The sequence below is a fragment of the Streptomyces sp. E11-3 genome, assembly GCF_046540415.1.
Lineage (GTDB): Bacteria > Actinomycetota > Actinomycetes > Streptomycetales > Streptomycetaceae > Streptomyces.
The window spans coordinates 1-1,817 of record NZ_JAZGRL010000141.1 but is presented as its reverse complement, the minus strand read 5'-3'; the positions used below and the strand labels follow the sequence as shown (position 1 = coordinate 1,817).

General features: G+C 71.1%; 2 protein-coding genes. One reads left to right on the top strand and one right to left on the bottom strand.

What is annotated here, in order from left to right:
- Positions 1-73: 73 nt before the first annotated feature.
- Entirely contained in the window at positions 74-901 is an 828-nt protein-coding gene (locus U9R90_RS35900) for a hypothetical protein (protein WP_411061668.1), read from the bottom strand.
- Between the two features lie 122 nt (positions 902-1,023).
- On the opposite strand from U9R90_RS35900, the gene U9R90_RS35895 reads away from it, so the two are divergent.
- Positions 1,024-1,809, top strand: a complete 786-nt coding sequence (locus U9R90_RS35895; RefSeq protein ID WP_411061666.1) for a phosphatase PAP2 family protein — start codon at positions 1,024-1,026, stop codon at positions 1,807-1,809.
- The last annotated feature ends 8 nt before the right edge of the window (positions 1,810-1,817 follow it).

Here is a 1,817-nt window from a genome sequence, read left to right as displayed (position 1 = left end):
GCCGGACGGGCTGAAATTCTTCAGCCCGTCCGGCGTTTGAGGACCGGGGTCTGGGCGGACCCACACCCCCCGCTCAGGACTTGGTCAGCTCGAAGGACGCGAAGGCCTTCGGGAAGCCGGACGCCTTGGCCTCGACCAGGTAGCGGCCCGGCTTCGCCGAACCCGGCCGCGGCGTCGCGCACTCCGGCGCGCTCGGCGTGCGGTCCCACTCCACTGTGTGGGTGATCCGGCCCGAACCCGGCACCCGCAGCAGCAGGCTGCCGGGGCCGCGCGGGCAGTCCTCGGATGACCAGAGCGGGTCATCCGCCTCGACCGGCGTGATCGTCAACACCGCCCGCTTCGGGCCCAGATCGACCTTGCAGTCCTTGCCCGACGTGGATTCCGCGACGAGTTCGAGCTTGGGCTTCTCGTCGGACTCGTACTTCTTCTCCGTGCTGCGCAGTGTCAACTTCACGCTGCTCGCGGTGCAGTTGGGCAGCGAGGAACCAGCCGGTACCCGCTCCCCCGTACCGCCACCGCCAGCGGCGGAGCCACCCGCACCGCCACCGCCACCCTTGGCATCGTCCCCGCCAGAGCCCGCGCCGCCGCTGCCCGAGCCACCACCGGAGCCCGAACCGCCGTCGCCGTCACCGTCGTCGCCGGGTTCGTCGCTCGACTCGTCCCGGCCGCCCGGCCGTTCGGTGATCGGGGTCCCGGAGCCGGAGGGCCCAGGGGTGATCGACGGGGTGGGGCCACCCTTGTTGTCGGCGCCGTTCGCGCCCGTACTGCCGTTGCCGCCAAGTGAGCTGACGATCCACACGATCAGCAGCAACAGCACCACGGCCATGGACAGCAGAACAGCCCTCCGTCGCCAGTAGATGGAGGAGGGAAGCGGCCCGATCGGATTGCGCAGAGATCCCACGGCGCAAACTGTACGAGAGATCCGCGCCAACTCCCTCCCCACCCGCCGCCTCACACCACAACTTTTCGCACATCATCATCCCGGTTAACGAGCAGTCCATGCCGTCGTCGACCATGTAGGGCATGGACCCGAACACCCCTGTGGACACCTCAGGCCTCTACCGCGACATCCTCGACTTCGCGCACAGCACCCCCGAGTGGGTGCAGGTGTTCAGCGAAGTCTGGACGGATGCCGGTCTGCTGCTCTTCGGCGTGCTGTTCGTCGTGGCGTGGTGGCGGGCCCGACGCGGGGACCCGCGCGCGCTGGCCGTCGCGGTGCTGGCGCCGCTCGCCACGGCGATCGCGTACGTGTGCAGCGAGGTGCTGAAGTCGCTGATCGACGAGGAGCGCCCCTGCCGGGCGGTGTCGGACGCCGCGAGCTCACTGGTGCAGTGCCCGCCGTACGGCGACTGGTCCTTCCCCAGCAACCACGCCACCATCGCCGGCGCCTCCGCGGTGGCGCTGGCGCTCGCCTGGCGCGGAATCGGCTGGCTGACGCTGCCGTTGGCGGTGCTGATGGCCTTCTCGCGGGTGTTCGTGGGCGTCCACTATCCGCATGACGTGGCGGCCGGCCTGGTACTCGGCGCGCTGGTGGTCTACCTGGTCGTACGGCTGGGTACGCGGCCCGCGGCACGGGTGACGGAGACGATGCGAGGGTCCTCCACGGGCGTGGTGCGCTGGTTCGCGGGACCCGGCGTTGCAGCGTCCACCGCCACCCCCGCGCCCGTACCGGCACCCGGGCCGTACGAGGCGTACCAGCCGTACGCACCGCACCAGCCGTACGCACCGCACCAGTCACAGCAGCCGCACCAGCCGTACGCGCCCACCGAGCCGCCCGCCGCCCCGCGCCAGGGCGCACCCCAGCGCTGAACCCCCCG

Coding starts and splice junctions, on each gene's coding strand:
- U9R90_RS35895 (WP_411061666.1), top strand. CDS start 1,024: ATGGACCCGAACACCCCTGTGGACACCTCAGGCCTCTACCGCGACATC.